The sequence below is a fragment of the Sphingopyxis sp. genome (assembly GCF_036402335.1).
GTDB lineage: Bacteria > Pseudomonadota > Alphaproteobacteria > Sphingomonadales > Sphingomonadaceae > Sphingopyxis.
The window spans coordinates 1-1,694 of the sequence record NZ_DASWTD010000046.1 but is presented as its reverse complement, the minus strand read 5'-3'; the positions used below and the strand labels follow the sequence as shown (position 1 = coordinate 1,694).

General features: G+C 65.2%; 2 protein-coding genes. One reads left to right on the top strand and one right to left on the bottom strand.

What is annotated here, in order from left to right:
- Positions 1-99 precede the first annotated feature (99 nt).
- Positions 100-1,251: a flavodoxin-dependent (E)-4-hydroxy-3-methylbut-2-enyl-diphosphate synthase gene (ispG, locus tag VGD20_RS01240; protein WP_331132710.1), complete on the bottom strand. Its 1,152-nt coding sequence runs from the start codon at positions 1,249-1,251 to the stop codon at positions 100-102.
- A gap of 257 nt (positions 1,252-1,508) precedes the next feature.
- Here ispG and VGD20_RS01235 point away from each other — a divergent pair.
- The coding region (locus VGD20_RS01235) for a TorF family putative porin (protein WP_331132711.1) at positions 1,509-1,694 on the top strand (186 nt) is incomplete at its 3' end.

Sequence of the window (1,694 nt, the reverse complement as noted above, 5' to 3'; positions counted from 1 at the left end):
CCATGGGCCCCGGCTTTCGCCGGGGTGCACGAAAGGGACAACTCCCCGCCCCAAAAACGGACGCGAGCGGGGTCGGTTGCCCTGCAGCCTAATGCGGGCTCACGCCGCCTTGCCGTGGAGCGTGTCCATGCTCACCGCGCCGCCCGCCTCGATCTCGGCCGCCTTGGCTTCGACGAGCTTGACGATGTGGCCGATCATGTCGGCGTCCTCGACATGATGATCGGTGACGCCCGAGAGGAAGACCATATGCTTGCCGTTGCCGCCGCCGGTGATGCCGATGTCGGTCTCGCGGGCCTCGCCGGGGCCGTTGACGACGCAGCCGAGGACCGAGAGCGACATCGGGGTCTTGATGTGGCTGAGTGCATCCTCGAGCGCCTGCACGGTGCGGATAACGTCGAAACCCTGCCGCGCGCAGCTGGGGCAGGAGACGACGCGGACGCCGCGGGTGCGCAGGCCCAGCGATTTCAGGATTTCGTAGCCGACGCGGATCTCTTCCTCGGGTTCGGCCGAAAGGCTGACGCGGATCGTGTCGCCGATTCCGGCCCAGAGCAGGTTGCCGATGCCGAGCGCCGATTTGACGGTGCCGCCGATCAGCCCGCCGGCTTCGGTGATGCCGAGGTGAAGCGGGCAGTCGACCGCGTCGGCGAGCTGCATGTAAGCGGCGACCGCGAGGAAAACGTCGCTCGCCTTCACCGCGACCTTATACTCGTGGAAGTCGTGGTCCTGCAGCAGCTTGATATGGTCGAGCGCGCTTTCGACGAGCGCTTCGGGGCAGGGCTCGCCATATTTTTCGAGCAGGTCTTTCTCGAGGCTGCCGGCGTTGACGCCGATACGGATCGCGCAGCCGTTCGCCTTGGCGGCGCGGACGACTTCGCCGACGCGCTCGCTGCTGCCGATGTTGCCGGGGTTGATGCGCAGACAGGCGGCGCCGGCGTCGGCGGCTTCGAGCGCGCGCTTGTAGTGGAAATGGATGTCGGCGATGATCGGGATGCGCGACGCGCGCACGATCTTGCCGAGCGCTGCGGTCGATTCGGTGTCGGGGCACGAAACACGGATCAGGTCGGCACCGGCTTCCTCGCAACGGCGGATCTGGTCGATCGTCGCGACCGGATCGCTGGTCAGCGTGTTCGTCATCGTCTGGACGCTGATCGGCGCGCCGCCGCCGACGGGAACATTTCCGACCATGATCTGACGACTTTCGCGCCGCGCAATGTCGCGCCAGGGGCGCAGGCCGGGATTGTGATCGCTCATAAAAGGGGCTCGGGCAAAGGGAGATACGGCTCGCTCTTTAGCCGTCCGGGCGCGGCTTGGCAAAGCGAAGCGCATGTGCGGGGCAGCTGTTGCGTGAAAGCCACAGTCTGATGCGGATTCGGCGGTGTTCGCAATTTTTGTTTGTGCGTCGCAGCATTATGCGCAATTTTGTGCGGGTTCGTCGTTACTCGTCCGAATGAAGAGGCGTGAGCGCGCACGGCAGGCGGGACGATCCGTTATTTGGAGGGGGATCACCCATGAAGTTTCTTGGCAAGGCGTGTTTCGGTCTGTTGCTCGCTGCGTCGGCCATGTCGACGCCGGCTTTCGCGCAGGAAGAAGCAGCCGAAGAGGCCGATGCGGCCAGCGGCCCGGTCACGCTTTCGGGCGGCATCTCCGTCACGTCGGACTATCGTTTCCGCGGCATTTCGCTGTCGAACGAAAAG